The 16977-nt window shown below is 59.9% G+C and carries 13 protein-coding genes; 4 read left to right on the top strand and 9 right to left on the bottom strand.

Annotated elements, in window-relative coordinates; translation table 11 throughout:
- Positions 1 to 21: 21 nt before the first annotated feature.
- From cobA to GIR22_RS13730, 8 genes are all read right to left on the bottom strand, one after another.
- On the bottom strand, positions 22 to 765 hold the full coding sequence (gene cobA, locus GIR22_RS13765; RefSeq protein WP_154743858.1) for a uroporphyrinogen-III C-methyltransferase: 744 nt from the start codon (positions 763 to 765) through the stop codon (positions 22 to 24).
- Between the two features lie 10 nt (positions 766 to 775).
- A complete protein-coding gene (locus GIR22_RS13760) occupies positions 776 to 3490 on the bottom strand; it encodes a nitrate reductase (RefSeq protein WP_154743857.1) in 2715 nt (904 codons plus the stop codon).
- Positions 3490 to 3807, bottom strand: a complete 318-nt coding sequence (nirD, locus tag GIR22_RS13755) for a nitrite reductase small subunit NirD (RefSeq protein WP_154743856.1) — start codon at positions 3805 to 3807, stop codon at positions 3490 to 3492. The genes GIR22_RS13760 and nirD overlap by 1 nt, the downstream gene beginning before the upstream one ends.
- Positions 3804 to 6257, bottom strand: coding sequence for a nitrite reductase large subunit NirB (nirB, locus tag GIR22_RS13750; RefSeq protein ID WP_154743855.1), 2454 nt, complete (start codon positions 6255 to 6257; stop codon positions 3804 to 3806). The genes nirD and nirB overlap by 4 nt, the downstream gene beginning before the upstream one ends.
- Positions 6258 to 6489: 232 nt before the next feature.
- Positions 6490 to 8160, bottom strand: coding sequence for a bifunctional protein-serine/threonine kinase/phosphatase (locus tag GIR22_RS13745; protein ID WP_154743854.1), 1671 nt, complete (start codon positions 8158 to 8160; stop codon positions 6490 to 6492).
- Complete coding sequence (locus GIR22_RS13740) at positions 8160 to 9371, bottom strand: nitrate/nitrite transporter (protein WP_154743853.1); 1212 nt, start codon at positions 9369 to 9371, stop codon at positions 8160 to 8162. Before GIR22_RS13740 ends, GIR22_RS13745 begins: the two co-directional genes overlap by 1 nt.
- Positions 9372 to 9685: 314 nt before the next feature.
- The gene (locus GIR22_RS13735; protein WP_154743852.1) at positions 9686 to 10261 is read right to left on the bottom strand and encodes an ANTAR domain-containing response regulator; all 576 of its coding nucleotides are present in this window, start codon (positions 10259 to 10261) and stop codon (positions 9686 to 9688) included.
- 12 nt (positions 10262 to 10273) lie between these two features.
- Positions 10274 to 11500: a CmpA/NrtA family ABC transporter substrate-binding protein gene (locus GIR22_RS13730; protein ID WP_154743851.1), complete on the bottom strand. Its 1227-nt coding sequence runs from the start codon at positions 11498 to 11500 to the stop codon at positions 10274 to 10276.
- Positions 11501 to 11828: 328 nt separating this feature from the next.
- Here GIR22_RS13730 and GIR22_RS13725 point away from each other — a divergent pair, with 328 nt between their 5' ends.
- The 3 genes from GIR22_RS13725 (at position 11829) to GIR22_RS13715 (ending at position 13842) form a co-directional block, all read left to right on the top strand.
- Positions 11829 to 12251 (top strand): winged helix-turn-helix domain-containing protein, encoded by a 423-nt coding sequence (locus GIR22_RS13725; protein ID WP_154743850.1) that lies wholly within the window; start codon positions 11829 to 11831, stop codon positions 12249 to 12251.
- Between the two features lie 10 nt (positions 12252 to 12261).
- Positions 12262 to 12726 (top strand): transglycosylase SLT domain-containing protein, encoded by a 465-nt coding sequence (locus GIR22_RS13720; RefSeq protein ID WP_178122246.1) that lies wholly within the window; start codon positions 12262 to 12264, stop codon positions 12724 to 12726.
- Positions 12727 to 12816: 90 nt separating this feature from the next.
- On the top strand, positions 12817 to 13842 hold the full coding sequence (locus tag GIR22_RS13715; protein WP_154743849.1) for a quinone-dependent dihydroorotate dehydrogenase: 1026 nt from the start codon (positions 12817 to 12819) through the stop codon (positions 13840 to 13842).
- A 122-nt stretch (positions 13843 to 13964) separates the two neighbouring features.
- Here GIR22_RS13715 and rmf read toward each other — a convergent pair whose 3' ends face one another.
- Positions 13965 to 14180: a ribosome modulation factor gene (gene rmf, locus GIR22_RS13710; RefSeq protein WP_002553055.1), complete on the bottom strand. Its 216-nt coding sequence runs from the start codon at positions 14178 to 14180 to the stop codon at positions 13965 to 13967.
- A 532-nt stretch (positions 14181 to 14712) separates the two neighbouring features.
- Between rmf and rlmKL the strand changes: the two genes are divergently transcribed.
- Positions 14713 to 16977 carry a bifunctional 23S rRNA (guanine(2069)-N(7))-methyltransferase RlmK/23S rRNA (guanine(2445)-N(2))-methyltransferase RlmL gene (gene rlmKL, locus GIR22_RS13705; protein WP_154743848.1) on the top strand — a complete coding sequence of 755 codons (2265 nt, stop codon included), beginning with the start codon at positions 14713 to 14715 and terminating at the stop codon, positions 16975 to 16977.

Raw genomic sequence — 16977 nt, 5'->3', positions numbered from 1 at the left:
TTTTTTCGTCTTGAATCTGCCTCAGGCGCTTGCCATTACCATGGCGTGTGCTGCTTGTGCCATTGCTGCAACCCGCCCGATCACCAGGATCGCCGGGCTCTTCAAGGCGAAATCCCGTGCATCGTCCTGCATGCAGGAAAGCTCACTGCGACACTCCCGTTGTGTCAGCAATGACGCATTCTCAATCATCGCCACCGGCATATCGGCGTCCATGCCTGCGGCCAGCAATTGCTGTTGGATCTCTCCCAGTTTCGCCACGCCCATATACACCACCAGTGTCGTGCCACCCTCTGCCAGTGCTCGCCAATTTAGGCAGCTGTCATCCTGAGTGTGTGCGGTCACCAGGGTGACGCCACGGCTGACCCCCCGCAATGTCAGTGGAATATCGCAGTTGGTCGCCCCCGAAAGTCCTGCGGTAATGCCGTTGACCAGTTCCACTTCGACCCCCCGCTCCCGCAGCCAAAAGGCTTCCTCACCACCACGACCAAAAATGCACGGATCGCCTCCTTTAAGCCGCACCACGCACTTGCCCTGGCGGGCATAGCGCAGCATCAGGCGGTGGATAAAGTCTTGCGGGGTGGAGCGGCAGCCACCCCGTTTGCCAACAGTCACCACCCGGGCGTCAAGGCAATGTTCAAGCACTGCCGGATTGACCAGGTCATCAATCAGCACCACATCGGCCTCATGCAGGGCTCTCACCGCCTTGAGGGTCAGCAGTTCCGGGTCACCGGGGCCTGCGCCCACCAGCCAGACTTTTGCGTTCATATTCACTCCCTCACACACTGATTGCGATTGGCTGGGTGCTGCTGGCCAATAGATGTTTGATTTCCGGTACACAGGAGCCACATTGCGTACCGCAGCCCAACTCTTGTTTCAATCCGTTCAGGTCCAGCCCTCGGGCAATGCCGGCACAGACCGCGCTTTCGCTGACATTTTTGCAATTGCACACTATCTTGTGGCTGGTTGCTCCTGCGGCGTCACCCGGTGGCGCGCTCAATGGTGCCAACAGCCAACGGCGTAACTGTTCATCGCTGCGACCTTCCAGCCACAGGCTTTGCAACCAATGGCGGGCGAGGGTTTCCCCGGCCAAGCGGATGGCTGTGATGCGGCCCTTCTCGATTTTTACCCGCTTGCCGATGGAGCGGCGGGGGTCGTCGTAGGCCATTACCGGTCCATCGTTCAGGCCCAGCAGTTGGTCGATGCGCTTGAGCACTTGCAAGTCAGGCGCCTCACCGTGGGCCGCACGGATCAGCAGTGCCGGCCGTTCCCGCCCGGCCAGGCTCAAGCTGACGTAGGCAAAGCCCTCGCACAGTGGTCGCAAGGCTTCAAAGTGTTGCTGCACATTGCCTTCGATCAGGGCGAACAGTTGCCATGGCAGCTTTACGGCCTCCAGGCGTACACCACTGTGTTTGAGTTCCGGTTGTTTCGATAAGGGATCGAACGCCGGTTGGGTCAGGGCATTGATGCCCCCCTTGAGAAAACGGTCGCCCCAATGCATAGGCAGGAAGGCCTGGCCAGTACGCACGCTGTCGTCGCTCGTTACCGCCACAATCACACTGCCGCGCCGGCTTTTGAGACTGACCAAGTCCCCCTCTTTGAAACGATGCCGCCGCAGTTCGTCCGGATGCAGGCTCAGCAAGGCTTCGCTGACATGGCCGAACAATTGCGCAGCGGTGCCGGTGCGGCTCATGCCGTGCCATTGATCGCGCAGGCGGCCAGTGATCAGGGTCAGGGGGAAGCGTGCGTCTCGCTGCTCCTTGGCGGCGCGGTAGGGGTCGGCGACAAAGTGCGCACGGCCGCTTTCGGTTGGGAAGATGCCATCGGTGTACAGGCGTGGCGTACCGGCCAGTGCCCCTGTGGGAAATGGCCATTGCTGCGGCCCTATACGGTCGAGCAGGGTATAGCTGATGCCCGACAGATCGAGATCGCGGTCGCGGGTCAGGGCCTTGTACTCATCAAAGATCTGCGCCGGTTGCTCAAAGGCGAACAGGCTGCTCAGCCCAGGGCGCATGCGGTGCTCCAGACGCTGAGCGAAATCCACAGTAATCGCCCAGTCCGGTCGTGCTTCACCCGGTGGGGTGATGGCGCGGCGTACGTGGGAAATTCGTCGCTCGGAGTTAGTGACCGTACCTTCTTTCTCCCCCCAGCTGGCGGCGGGTAACAGCAGGTCGGCGAAAGCAGCGGTTTCGGTGGTACGAAAGGCTTCCTGTAACACCACAAAGGGGCACATCGCCAGGGCTTGTCGCACCTTGTTCTGGTCTGGCAGCGATTGTGCTGGATTGGTACAGGCAATCCACAGGGCCTTGATCTTTCCCGTTTGCATCTGCTCAAACAGCTCGATGGCCGTCAGCCCAGTGCTGGCGGGCAATTGATCGACACCCCAGTAAGCGGCGACTTCTGCTCGATGCCCAGGGTTGGCGGCCTCGCGATGCCCAGGCAGTAAGTTGGACAGGCTGCCGGTTTCCCGACCGCCCATGGCGTTGGGTTGACCGGTCAGGGAGAATGGCCCGCAGCCCGGCCGGCCAATGGTGCCGGTGGCCAGGTGCAGATTGATCAGCGCGCTGTTCTTCGCGCTGCCGGCGGTGGACTGATTGAGCCCCATGCACCACAGCGAGAGAAAACTGGGCGAGGTGCCGATCCACTCCGCACATAGCCGCAGTTGCTCGACGCTGATCCCGCATAGCTGCGAAACCATTTGCGGCGTGTAATCGTGCGCCAGCTTCTTCAGTTCGGCCAAGCCTTCGGTGTGGGCCTGGATAAAGTTGCGGTCTATGCAGTCTTCCCAGAGCAGCAGGTGCAAAATCCCATGGAACAATGCGACATCTGTACCCGGCAGAATTGCCAGGTGCAGGTCTGCGAGGTCGCAAGTGTCGGTACGTCGTGGGTCAATCACCACTACTTTCATTTGTGGACGACGAGCTTTGGCTTCCTCCAAGCGTCGGAATAACACCGGATGGGCGTAAGCCATGTTACTGCCGACAATCAGTACACAGTCGCTCGACTCCAAGTCGTCATAGTTGCACGGCGGTGCATCGGCCCCCAGGCTGCGTTTGTAGCCCACCACGGCCGAAGACATGCACAACCTGGAGTTGCTATCGATATTGTTGGTGCCCACCAACGCCCGGGCCAGTTTATTGAAGCTGTAGTAATCCTCGGTCAGTAGTTGCCCGGAGATGTAGAAAGCCACGCTGTCTGGCCCATGCTCGGCAATGGTTTCGGCGAAGATGTTGGCTGCGTGATCCAGCGCGGTACCCCAGTCGGTGCGGCCGCGTGCCAGGTCCTTGCCCAGCCGCAGTTCCGGGTACAACGCCCGAGCCGTGAGGTCGCCCGTCAGGTGCAGGCTGGAACCCTTGCTGCACAGTTTGCCGAAGTTGGCCGGATGGCTGGGGTCGCCGCTTACTCCCAGGATTCGCTCGCCGTCATGTTCGATCAACACGCCGCAACCGACGCCGCAGTAGCAGCAGGTCGATGCGGTGGTCTGGCGGCTCATCAACCGGCGTCCCGCAGCGCCAGCATCACCCGGCCGTTTTCGACCCGTGCGTGATGATGGTGGGCGCAGCCGATATCCGGGGCCTGGGCTTCGCCGGACGCCAGGTCGATCTGCCAGTTGTGCAGGGGGCAGGCGACTCGTTTGCCGTAGATCAAACCTTGGGACAATGGCCCGCCCTTGTGGGGGCAGCGGTCGTCGAGGGCAAATACTTCGTCATCACTGGTACGAAAAATCGCGATCTCGCCTTTCGGCCCATTGATGATGCGTGAGCCCAGGGCATTGATTTCATCCAGGGCACAGATATCCATCCAGTTCATGCCAGTACCTCCAGCTGTTTGACAGGGATGGTGTCGAACTCCTTTTTCAGCTGCGGTTGTTCCAGGCGTTCTTTCCAGGGATCCTGTTCGAACGACAGGGAGAATTGCAGGCGTTCATTGAGGGTACGGCGTCGTTCCGGGTCTTGCAGCACGGCTTTCTTGATGTGCTCCATGCCCACCCGTTGCAGGTAATGCACGGTACGCTCCAGATAGAATGCTTCCTCCCGGTACAGTTGCAGGAACGCGCCGTTGTATTCGCGCACTTCTTCAGCGGTTTTCACCTTGACGAAGAACTCGGCCACCTCGGTCTTGATGCCACCATTGCCACCGATGTACATCTCCCAACCGGAATCGACGCCGATGATTCCTACGTCCTTGATTCCCGCTTCCGAGCAGTTGCGTGGGCAACCGGACACTGCGAGCTTGACCTTGTGGGGCGACCACATATTGAACAGGTCATGTTCCAGCTCGATCCCCAACTGCGTCGAGTTCTGCGTTCCGAAACGGCAGAACTCGCTGCCCACGCAAGTCTTCACCGTACGGATGGATTTGCCGTAGGCATGCCCGGACGGCATGTCGAGGTCCTTCCAGACTCCCGGCAGGTCCTGTTTCTTGATCCCCAGCAAATCAATGCGCTGGCCACCGGTGACTTTGACCATGGGCACGTTGTACTTGTCGGCCACATCGGCAATACGGCGCAGTTCCGAAGGGTTGGTCACACCGCCCCACATCCTCGGGACTACGGAGTAGGTGCCGTCCTTCTGAATGTTGGCGTGGGCCCGCTCATTGATCAGCCGTGATTGCGGATCATCCTTGGCCTCACCGGGCCAGGTGGAGATCAGGTAGTAGTTCAGCGCCGGGCGGCAGGTTGCGCAACCGTTGGGGGTACGCCAGTTCAGGTAGTTCATGGTGCCGGCGATGGTCAGCAGGTGCTGGTCGCGGATGGCCTGGCGGATTTGCCCGTGGTTGAGGTCACTGCAACCGCAGATGGCTTTTTCGCTTTTTGGTTTGACGTCGGCGGCACCGCCCACGGTATTAATCAGGATTTGCTCCACCAATCCTGCGCAAGACCCACAGGAACTGGCGGCCTTGGTGTGTTTCTTGACGTCATCGACGCTGAACAGTCCCTGCTCCTGAATCGCCTTGACGATGGTGCCCTTGCATACGCCATTGCAGCCGCAGACTTCGGCGCTGTCGGCCATGCTCATGGCCTTGTCCTGGCCCTGATGACCAACGTCGCCAATCGCATTTTCACCGAACATCAAGTGATCGCGGATCTCGCCAATGGCGTGGTTCTCACGAATCTGTCGGAAATACCAACCACCGTCGGCGGTATCACCGTACAAGCATGCGCCTACCAGGATGTCGTCCTTGATCACCAGCTTCTTGTAGACACCGCCAATGGGATCGGAAAGGGTGATGGTTTCCGTGCCTTCGCTGCCCATGAAGTCGCCGGCGGAGAACAGGTCGATGCCGGTTACCTTCAATTTGGTCGAGGTCACCGAGCCCTGATAACGGGCGAAGCCCAGTTGGGCGAGATGATTGGCGCAGACCTTGGCCTGTTCAAACAACGGCGCTACCAAGCCATAGGCAATACCACGATGGCTGGCGCATTCACCGATCGCATAGATGCGTGGATCGTAGGTTTGCAGGGTGTCGTTGACCAGAATCCCGCGGTTGCAGGGAATGCCGGATTTTTCCGCCAGCTCGGTGTTGGGGCGGATGCCGGCGGCCATTACCACCAGGTCAGCGGGAATCACGTCGCCATTCTTGAACTGTACCGAGCCGACGCGACCGTTGCCGGCGTCATGCAGGGCCTGGGTTTGTTCGCACAGGCGGAACACCAGGCCACGACTTTCCAGTTCGGCTTGCAGGAGCTGACCGCTGGTTTTGTCCAACTGCCGTTCCAGCAGCCATTCCCCGATGTGCACCACGGTCACGTGCATTCCCCGCAGCATCAAACCGTTGGCGGCTTCCAGGCCGAGCAGGCCGCCACCGATGACGACCGCATGTTTATGGGTCTTGGCGGTGTCGATCATGGCCTGGGTGTCGGCGATGTCGCGGTAGCCGATCACGCCCTGCAAGGTGTTGCCGGGAATTGGCAGGATGAACGGGGTCGAGCCGGTGGCGATCAGCAGACGATCATACTCAGCCTCGCTGCCGTCTTCGGCGATGACTTTGCGTTTGACCCGGTCGATCTGCACTACTTTTCGGTTGAGCAGCAACTTGATGTTGTTCTCGAGGTACCAGCTCAAGTCGTTGAGCACGATCTCTTCGAAGGTCTGCTCGCCAGCCAGCACCGGCGACAGCAGGATCCGGTTGTAGTTGGTATGGGGCTCGGCGCCAAAGACGGTGATGTCGTACAGCTCGCTGCTCAACTTGAGCAATTCTTCAAGGGTGCGAACCCCGGCCATGCCGTTGCCGATCATCACCAGTTTGAGTTTCTTCATGTCGTTCTCCGAAAGTGGCTCGACAAATCCTGCACAAACAAAAAAGGCGTCCCCGCTAGTTACCTAGCGAGGACGCCTTTGTCCTGGTCCCGTTCTCTCGGGAAGCTCGCCCCTTCGACGTTGAAGGTGCGGCTATGTGTGTTGTTGGGGAAACTAATGCAGTGGTTGTGCCAACTGACTCGATGCCTGGGTTTATTGGCTGTTTGGCGCAACCTCCGAGGGGTTTTGCCCCTTAGCGGTGCAACAGCCAGTACACCAGCACCAGATTGATCAACAATGAAGCCGCGGCGAGGGTCTGCCAGACCTTGAGCGGTTCCCGTTCCAGCAGCGGCCGGGGACGCAAGCTCAGTTCGCGGCGATCAGCCTGTTCCAGCACCAATAACCATTCCTCGGCGGTCTCATAACGCTCTTCAGGTTGTGCGGCCACTGCCCGTTCCAGGCTGTGCTGCAGCCAATCGGGCAGGTCGGGTCGATAACGGTTGGCGCTGACAGGGGTGGTGAACCTGGGCCGTTGAAAAGCTTCGATCTCACCATAGGGATAATGCCCCGTCAGCAGGTAATACAAGGTGACGCCGACGCTATACAAATCCTGCTGTGCACTCGGGCGCTCGCCCGTGAAGGCCTCGGGGGCGATGAAACTCGGGGTGCCAGGCAATAGATGGGCGCGGTCTTCGGACAGTCCCGGACAATAAGCCAGGCCAAAATCCAGCACCCGTAGTTCGCCATCGTCTCCTAGCAACAGGTTCTCCGGCTTGATGTCGCGGTGCAGGATCTGCCTTCGGTGCAATAACCCTGTCGCCCGTAGCAGGCGTTCGGCCAGGAACTGCCATTGCGCCAAGGGCAAGGGGCCCTGTTGCTTGAACAGTTCAGCCAGGGTCAGGCCGGGGTATTCGCGCATCACGTAGTACAAATGCTGACGGCTGCTGGCCGGATGGACTTCAGGAAATGCCCGCCCGGCAACCCGGCGCAGAAACCATTCCTCCGAGAGCAAGGCTTGTGCGGCCTGGGTGTCATCGTCGTGGCTGGTCGGCAGGGACTTCAACAACCAGGGCTGTTGCTGGGCATCCCGCACCCGGTAGAGCAAGGACTGTCGACTCTGTCCCAGCACGGCCTCCACCTGCCAACCCTCAAAGTGTTGTCCTGCTTTCAAGGTGGGCGGCAAGGGCCATTGGCGCAGTTGTACCAAGGCATCGCCGAGGGTGGCGGCGCCAAGTTGGTCGATGCGCACCAGCAGCGCGCTGGCGTTGTCCGAGCTGCCAGCCAAGTGCGCGGCGTTGACCAAGGTGTTCACGGCGAGGTCCAGGTCTGATTGTTCCCGCAGGATTGCGCTGATGCTGTGATCGCCCAGCGTTGCCCAGACGCCATCGCTGAGCAGCAGGAAGCATTCACCCTCGCGCAATTCACCCTCGAGGAAATCCACGATCAGGTGCTGATCCAGGCCCAAGGCTCGCTTGAGCACATGCTGCATGCCCGGTTGTTCCCAGACGTGTTCTTCGCTGATGCGTTGCAACGTGCCATCGCGCCAGCGATAGACCCGGCAGTCGCCGACATGCGCCAGAGTGAAGCGCTGCCCGCGAAACACCAGGGCACTGAGAGTCGTCAGCAGCGGCAAACCTGCGCCTTGGGCTTGCAGCCAGCGATTCTGCGCAAGCAGCAAGCGCTCCAGAGCCTGGGCCACCCCCCAGGTTTGCGGCGTGGCGTAGTAGTCCAGGGCCAGGGCCTGCAAGGTCGAACGGGCAGCCAGGCCGCCGTCGGCGCACTGGCTGACACCGTCGGCGATGGCGCATAAATAGCCTTTGCTGGCGGCCAGCTCAGGCATGGGGGTGACCAGGCGCACGGCGTCCTGGTTTTCCTCCCGTGGGCCGATGGCGCTAGCCTGGGCGAAGCTCAGTTGCAGGCTCATCAGACCCGCGCGGCGGTCACGGCCGCCGAGCCCCAGGTGGTTCTCCAACGGCGCTTGACCCCATGCAAGCCGAACCAGGCCAGTACACCGAGGCTGGCGAACAGCCAAAGCGCGAGTTGATAACTGCCGGTGTTCTGCTTGATTGCTCCCATGCCTGCCGCCAGGGCAAAGCCGCCGATACCACCCGCCATGCCGATCAGGCCGGTCATCACGCCGATCTCCCGGCGAAAACGTTGAGGCACTAGCTGGAATACCGCGCCATTACCGGCGCCCAGGCCGAGCATGGTACAGACAAACAGCGCCAGGGCAGCGTAGGAACTCGGCAGGTTGAAACCCACTGCCGTAATACAGACCGCCGCCACGCCATACATGCCCAGCAAGGTGCGAATCCCGCCGAAACGGTCGGCCAGGGCACCGCCCAATGGGCGCATCAGGCTGCCACCAAATACGCAGGCGGCGGTGTAGTAGCCGGCGGTGACAGGGCTCAAGTCGTATTGGTCGTTGAAGTAGCCGGGCAGGGCGCTGGCCAGTCCGATAAACCCGCCGAAGGTGACACTGTAGAAGAACATGAACCACCAGCTGTCGCGGTCACCCAGGGCCTTGAAGTAATCGGCCATGGATTTGGCTTTTGGCCGTTCGGGGGCATTGCGCGCCAGCCAGGTGAAGACAATCAGCGTCAGGATTAGCGGAATCAAGGCGAAGCCAAACACATTGCTCCAGCCAAAGGCGGCCGCCAGTACGGGGGCGAGGAGGGCGGCGAATACCGTCCCGGAGTTGCCGGCACCGGCGATACCCATGGCTTTGCCCTGATGTTCGGCCGGGTACCATTGGGACGCCAGGGGTAGGGCGACGGCGAAAGAGGCGCCGGCCATGCCAAGGAACATCCCTAGCAGCAGCGCTTGTTCATAACTGTGAATCCCCAGCCTCCAGGCGACGAACAAGGCCACGATCACAATCACTTGGCCGATCAGCCCGGCGGTCTTGGGTGACAGTTTGTCTGCCAGCATGCCCATCAGAAAACGCAGGACAGCCCCCGCGAGGATTGGCGTTGCCACCACCAGCCCGCGTTGTTGTGTGGTCAGGTGCAAGTCGGCGGCAATCTGCACCGCCAGTGGGCCCAGCACGTACCAGACCATGAAACTCAGGTCGAAATACAGGAATGCGGCAAACAAGGTTGGGGTATGGCCGGATTTCCAGAAGCTTGATGTCATCACGCACCTCAGCGGTAAGGGGGTCTTGTCAGAAGGCCTTGTGATGAAGCAGCTGGCTAAGGCCGCCCCACCGGCCCCGGGCCATGGGGCCAAAACGAAAAAACGCCGCACCGGGTTCGCGTGGGCAAACCGGATGTGCGACGCCTTTGTCGTGGAAGGGGCAACCGCCGTTGGCTACCTGTAGTGATTGCTAAGCAAGTCCTGAGCCAAAGTAGGAGCGAGCTTGCTCGCGAAGGCCGTCAACGATTACGCAGGCTTTCTGGTTTAACCCGGGGCTCTCGGGGTTTTCGCGAGCAAGCTAGCTCCTACAGGGATCAGCCCAATAGCTCGCTCATGGCAATAATCTGCTCTGCTACCTGGATCAGTTTTTGTTGCCGGCTCATGGCTTGGCGACGCATCAGGGTGTAAGCCTCTTCCTCATTGCAGTCCTTCATTTTCATCAATAAACCCTTGGCCAACTCGATACGCTTGCGTTCCGCCAACTGCTGGTCCCGGGCCTGCAACTGCGCGCGCAAGGCCTGGTCGCTCTCGAAGCGAGCCATGGCCACGTCGAGGATCGGTTGCAGGCGCTGGGCCTGGATACCTTCGACAATATAGGCACTGACCCCAGACTTGATTGCCTGGCGCATCACCCCTGGGTCGTGCTCATCAGTGAACATTACAATGGGTCGGGGCTGGTCGCGACTGACCAGCACGACTTGCTCCATGACATCGCGGCCCGGTGACTCGGTATCGATCAGAATCACATCCGGACGCACCGTTTCGACGCGTGCCGGCAGGTCGATGGTCAGTCCGGATTCGTCGATGACCTCAAAGCCGGCTTCGGTCAGCGCGGTCTTGAGGCGTCCGACTTTGCGCGGGGTATCGTTGATCAGCAGGATTCGCAGCATAAGATCCTCCTGTCAGCGTTGGGCTTGTCGGTTGGCGTTGTCGGCCATGGCATGCAGGCGGAAGCTGCGGGCATAGCCGGCCGGGTCAGAGCCGTCCCAGACTTTGCCGTCGATCAACTGGCTGCTACGCATTTCCTCGCCCCAGGCGGCCACACCCACGGCAGTCGCGGCCTGGCGATACACCTCCAGTTGCTGCACCTGTCGGGCGATGCCGAGATAGTCCGGGTCTTCGCGCAGCAAACCCCAGCGGCGAAACTGAGTCATGAACCACATGCCATCGGACAAATAAGGCAGGTTGACCTCGCCGCCGCCGTGAAAACGCAGGGCGTGGGGGTCCTGCCAGTGGCTCCCCAAGCCGTCATCATAGTTCCCCTGCAGACGCGGCTCTATGCAGTCGAGCGGGGCATCCAGATATTCCCGGGCGCTGAGCAATTGTGCGGTGGAGTGGCGGTTTTCAGGGCTTTGCTCGATAAAGCGGCTGGCTTCCAGAATCGCCATTACCAGCACGCGGGCGGTGTTGGGGTGTTGCTCGACAAAGGCCCGGGTGCAGCCGAGGACTTTTTCCGGATGGTTCGGCCAGATGGCCTGGGTGGTGGCCAACGTGAATCCCTGGTTTTGCTTCACCGCACTGGCGCACCACGGCTCGCCGACGCAAAAACCGTCTATTCGACCGGCTTGCAGGTGCGCAACCATTTGTGGTGGTGGCACCACCACACTTTCAACATCCTGCAGGGGATGGATGCCTTGACTGGCCAGCCAGTAATACAACCACATGGCGTGAGTGCCTGTGGGAAAGGTCTGGGCGAAGGTGAGTTTTGTTCGGCTTTGGTGCACGTGTCGATCCAGCGCCTCAGGACTGGTCACTCCTCGCTGCTGCAGGCCGCGGGACAGGTTGATGCTTTGGCCGTTCTGGTTCAGTCCCATCAGCACTGCCATGTCGGTGGGCGGCACACCGCCAATCCCCAGGTGCACGGCATAGATCAGCCCATACAGGCTATGGGCGGCATCCAGTTCGCCACTGACCAGTTTGTCCCGCAGATTGGCCCATGACGACTGGCGCTTGAGGTTCAGCGTCAGGCCATAGGGTTGGGCGAAGCCTTGGGTAGCGGCGACTACCACCGAGGCGCAGTCGCTCAAGGCCATGAAGCCCAGGTCGAGGCTGCTTTTTTCCGGGGCATCACTGCCGTTGACCCAGGCCAGGGGATTACGTGCCTGGCTGTTGCCCACCGAATCATTCATCAACGCTTACCTTTCTTTCAAAAAAAACGTCGTTCCTGCGTATGGCTGTGGGAGCCACTGGAGGGTAACGACGCCTTTGTCTTGGGCCCGCTCCGTCGTTGGTGGGGCTGTGATAGGTAAGTCAAAGCAAGGCACATGCCACGGTGGCCCGCAAGCGCATCACCGAGCCGTTCGCTCTTCAATGAATGCCACGCCGGTATCGAAACGTCCTACAGCTTGTATCCAGAAAACCTTGGATTTGTGGGTCCTTGCCTACCGTATGGCGGGTTTCAGGCTTTTATAGTCGCCACAATTCTGGTGCGTCATGTTGGGAATCAAGGAGTTTTGGATGTCGGTCGGTCAGTACGCAGGCTTGAATAGACGAGGTAGTGGAGGGGTGGCCCTCGCTCCTGTGGTCTTCGGCCGCTGGACGCTACATGGCGATGGCAGGCTGACGGGTGATGGCTCGGATATTCAGTTGCCTCCCAAGGAGTGGCAGGTATTGCGCTTGTTGCTTGCCTCGGCTGGTGTGCTGGTCACCAAGGACCATTTGTTGGAAAGAGCCTGGTCTTGCCGCGATGTGACAGAGGAGTCCTTGACCCGTTGCATCTGTTCATTGCGCAGGCACCTGAGGGGTGACAAGGGGTTTATCAAGACGATCTATGGCAAGGGTTATCGCTTTGCCGGGCCCGTAGCTGTGACTCATGCCTCAGGGCAGGCGACGCCCCCCGCGGTTCACGTTTGCCCGGCCTGTGGGCAGGTGAGCCAGTGAGGAGGCTGACGTGAGAAAGGCCTGGACCAAGGGTTGGTTGCTGATTGCCTTGGCCGTGTCCAGTGAGGCCAAGGCTTATTGCTGGGCCGAGGCGGCGAGCCAATATAATATCGAGCCGGAGCTGCTGCAGGCCATTGCTGCGGTAGAGTCTGGCTATCGAGCCGAAGCCATGAACGCCAGTAACAGCAATGGCACCCGTGATATCGGGCTGATGCAGATTAACAGCATTCACCTGCCACGCTTGCTCAAGGAGGGGATTACCGAGCAGCGGTTGCTGGACGAGCCTTGCCTGTCGGTGGGGGTGGGCGCGTCAATTCTTGCCGGTTTCATCAAGCAGTTCGGCTACAACTGGACGGCGGTGGGTTCCTACAATGTGGGGGCCGGTCCTGGGCCGAAGCGTGACGCGTTACGCGCTCGTTATGCACAAAAGATCTGGCAACGGTACGAAGAATTGATGGCACTGCGTAACCAATGATTGAATCGCCTGTGCGCCGAGCTTCGCCTGTGCCCTTCACCTGGCTATAATCGTTGTCATCCTTCGTTGCCAATCGAGTCAAGCCCGCCCATGTATACCCTGGCCCGCCAGCTATTATTCAAACTCTCCCCGGAAACCTCCCATGATCTGTCCCTGGACCTGATCGGTGCTGGTGGACGCCTGGGGCTCAATGGCCTGGTGTGCAAGGCGCCGGCCAAGATGCCGGTGTCGGTGATGGGGTTAGAGTTTCCCAACCCGGTAGGGCTGGCAGCCGGCCTGGACAAGAACGGCACGGCCATCGACGGTCTTGCGCAACTGGGCTTCGGCTTTGTTGAAATTGGCACCGTCACGCCACGACCGCAGCCGGGTAATCCCAAGCCACGGATTTTCCGTCTGCCGGAAGCGGAGGCGATCATCAATCGCATGGGCTTCAATAACCTGGGCGTCGACCATCTTTTGTCGCGGGTTCAAGCGGCGAAGTACAGCGGCATCCTGGGGATCAATATCGGCAAAAACTTCGATACGCCTGTAGAGCGTGCCGTTGATGATTACCTGAGTTGCCTGGACAAGGTCTACGCCCACGCCAGTTATGTCACGGTCAACGTCAGCTCGCCCAATACCCCTGGTTTGCGCAGCCTGCAATTTGGCGATTCTCTCAAGCAATTGCTGGAAGCCTTGCGCCAGCGCCAGGAAGACCTGGCCGTGCGGCATGGCAAGCGTGTTCCGTTGGCGATCAAGATTGCCCCGGACATGAGCGATGAAGAAACCGTATTGGTGGCGCAGGCGCTGGTGGATTCGGGAATGGATGCGGTGATTGCCACCAATACCACCCTGAGCCGTGTCGGTGTCGAAGGCTTGGCCCATGGTGATGAGGGTGGCGGACTTTCCGGGGCACCGGTGCGTGACAAAAGCACGCATATCGTCAAGGTCCTGGCTGCCGAGTTGGCAGGGCGCTTGCCGATCATTGCCGTGGGCGGCATCACCGAAGGCAAGCATGCGGCCGAGAAAATGGCTGCGGGTGCCAGCCTGGTGCAGTTGTATTCCGGTTTTATCTACAAGGGCCCGGCGTTGATTCGCCAGTCGGTGGATGCGATTGCTGCCTTGCCAAGAGGCTGAATACGGGCCGCATAAAAAAGGGCTCCTTGAAGGAGCCCCTGGGCCGAAGCCCGCCGCCCGGATGGGGCGTGCATGGTTAAGTCGTTACGTATTCGTAGTGTTGTCGGAATTAAGTGCCCTGATTAGCCGACGGCGTGAAGTTCGTTGAGTCTGTGGATCCCCGCAGTGCCGGTCATACCGTCCCAATTGTCGCCGCGTCCTTCTCGCCAGCCGTTAATCCAGGCTTGGCGTACCGACGGTAGAGTAAATGGGCAAAGCTCACGGGATTTGCCATGAACGCCATATTGATATCCGCGTAAAAATGCTCTTTCCAACGGATCACGCTTAAGTCTTCTCATAGGGTGTTTCCCTCACTTGTTGACTGTCTTGATATCCTTCAGCCTCGTCCGAGGCCGGGCAGATTTTTTCTGCCGTTGGTGTGGCTCGCTGCCGGCGTGGCGAGCCAATGTGTCAGCGTCATTGCGGCGCTAACCTGTGTGAAGTTCTAACCAATAGGTCACATGGATTCAATGATCGTTTTGTCATAAGGACGTAACGATAGTGCTGGTATAGCCATAAGCTGGGATGGCTTTTCGTCCCTTTTTTAGGGCAAAGCCAGCTATGATGTGCCCTGCAAAGAGGACGGGTTTAATTCTTTAGTGAGAATACTCGCTCGTTGCAGTCGGTTATTATTCGACGAAGGGTCGGAATATTTCTTTTTGTTGCGTCAAACACTTGATCTGCCCCGTCAATAAAGGCTCCAAGGGCCTGCAGCCGGGGTGGGATGGCACATTCGTGCCACACGAGCGCTCTTCAAGAAAAGCGCTTGATTGAAAACCGAATCGGCGATGCGTTGCCTGTTCACTTATTGCTGAAAAGCCTGGAACTCCCATGTCGGATCGTTACGAACTCTTCCTCACTTGCCCCAAAGGCCTCGAAGGCCTGCTGATCGAGGAAGCCGTCGGGCTTGGCCTTGAGGACGCGCGCGAGCACACCTCGGCCGTGCGCGGCATGGCCGACATGGAGACCGCCTACCGCCTGTGCCTCTGGTCGCGCCTGGCCAACCGCGTATTGCTGGTGCTCAAGCGCTTCCCGATGAAGGACGCCGAAGACCTCTACCACGGCGTGCTGGATATCGAGTGGGAAGAGCACATGCTCCCTGACGGTACCCTGGCGGTGGAATTCAGTGGTCACGGCTCGGGCATCGACAACACCCACTTCGGTGCGCTGAAGGTCAAGGATGCGATTGTCGATAAGCTGCGCACCCCGACCGGCGAACGTCCCTCCATCGACAAGATCAACCCGGATTTGCGCATTCACCTGCGCCTGGATCGTGGCGAAGCGATCCTGTCCCTCGACCTGTCCGGCCACAGCCTGCACCAGCGCGGTTACCGCTTGCAGCAGGGTGCGGCACCGTTGAAGGAAAACCTGGCGGCAGCAATCCTGATTCGCGCCGGCTGGCCACGCATTGCCGCTGAAGGTGGCGCACTGACGGACCCGATGTGCGGTGTCGGTACTTTCCTGGTGGAAGGCGCAATGATCGCTGCGGACATGGCTCCGAACCTGAACCGTGAGCAGTGGGGTTTCACTGCTTGGCTCGGTCATGTCCCGGCCCTGTGGAATAAACTTCATACACAAGCCAGCGAACGAGCCGCCATCGGCATGGCCAAGCCGCCGTTGTGGATTCGCGGTTACGAAGCTGACCCACGTCTGATTCAACCGGGCCGCAATAACATTGAGCGTGCTGGCCTGAGCCACTGGATCAAGGTTTATCAGGGCGAGGTCGGTACCTTCGAACCGCGTCCGGACCAGAACCAGAAAGGCCTGGTGATCTGCAACCCACCGTATGGCGAGCGCCTGGGCGATGAAGCGAGCCTGTTGTACCTCTACCAGAACCTCGGTGAGCGCCTGCGTCAGGCCTGCCTGGGATGGGAAGCGGCGGTGTTCACCGGGACCCCGGACCTGGGCAAGCGCATGGGTATCCGTAGCCACAAGCAGTATTCGTTCTGGAACGGCGCATTGCCGTGCAAATTGCTGCTGATCAAGGTCAACCCGGACCAGTTCGTTACAGGTGAGCGCCGCACCCCGGAGCAGCGTCAGGCTGAGCGCGAACAAGCCGTTTACGATCAGGCTCCGACCGAGCCGCAAGAGCGCCAGTACAACAAGAACGGCAACCCCATCAAGCCGGCAGCGGCGCCGGTGGTCGAGCAGGCACGCTTGAGCGAGGGCGGGCAGATGTTCGCCAACCGCCTGCAGAAGAACCTGAAACTGCTGGGTAAATGGGCCAAGCGCGAAGGCGTTGATTGCTACCGTGTGTACGATGCCGACATGCCGGAATACTCCATGGCCATCGACCTGTATCACGACTGGGTCCATGTCCAGGAGTACGTCGCGCCTAAATCCATTGATCCGGAAAAAGCTTCGGCACGCATGTTCGATGCCTTGGCGGCCATTCCCCAGGCCCTGAGCATCGACAAGAGCCGCGTGGTGGTCAAGCGCCGCGAGCGTCAGAGCGGCACCAAGCAGTACGAGCGTCAGAGCGCCCAGGGCAAGTTTACTGAAGTCAGCGAAGGCGGGGTGAAATTGCTGGTCAACCTGACCGACTACCTGGATACCGGCCTGTTCCTTGACCACCGTCCTATGCGCATGCGTATCCAGAAAGAGGCGGCCGGCAAGCGTTTCCTCAACCTGTATTGCTATACCGCCACCGCCAGCGTGCACGCTGCCAAGGGCGGCGCCCGCAGTACCACCAGCGTCGACTTGTCGAAAACCTACCTGGACTGGGCGCGCCGCAATTTCTCCCTCAACGGTTTCTCTGACAAGAACCGCTTGGAGCAGGGCGACGTGATGGCATGGCTTGAGGCCAGTCGCGATGAGTTTGACCTGATCTTCATCGATCCGCCGACCTTCTCCAACTCCAAGCGCATGGAAGGCATCTTCGACGTGCAGCGTGACCATGTGCAGTTGCTCGACCTGGCCATGGCCCGCCTGGCACCGGGTGGCGTGCTGTACTTCTCCAACAACTTTCGCAAGTTCCAGTTGGAAGACAACCTCAGCGAGCGTTATGCCGTGGAGGAAATCAGCGATAAAACCATCGATCCGGATTTTGCGCGCAATGCCAAGATCCATCGGGCCTGGAAAGTCACCGCCCGCTGA

The sequence above is a fragment of the Pseudomonas karstica genome (assembly GCF_009707515.1).
GTDB lineage: Bacteria > Pseudomonadota > Gammaproteobacteria > Pseudomonadales > Pseudomonadaceae > Aquipseudomonas > Aquipseudomonas karstica.
Note: the sequence above shows the minus strand (reverse complement) of the source record. Positions and strands in the feature narration are given on the sequence as shown.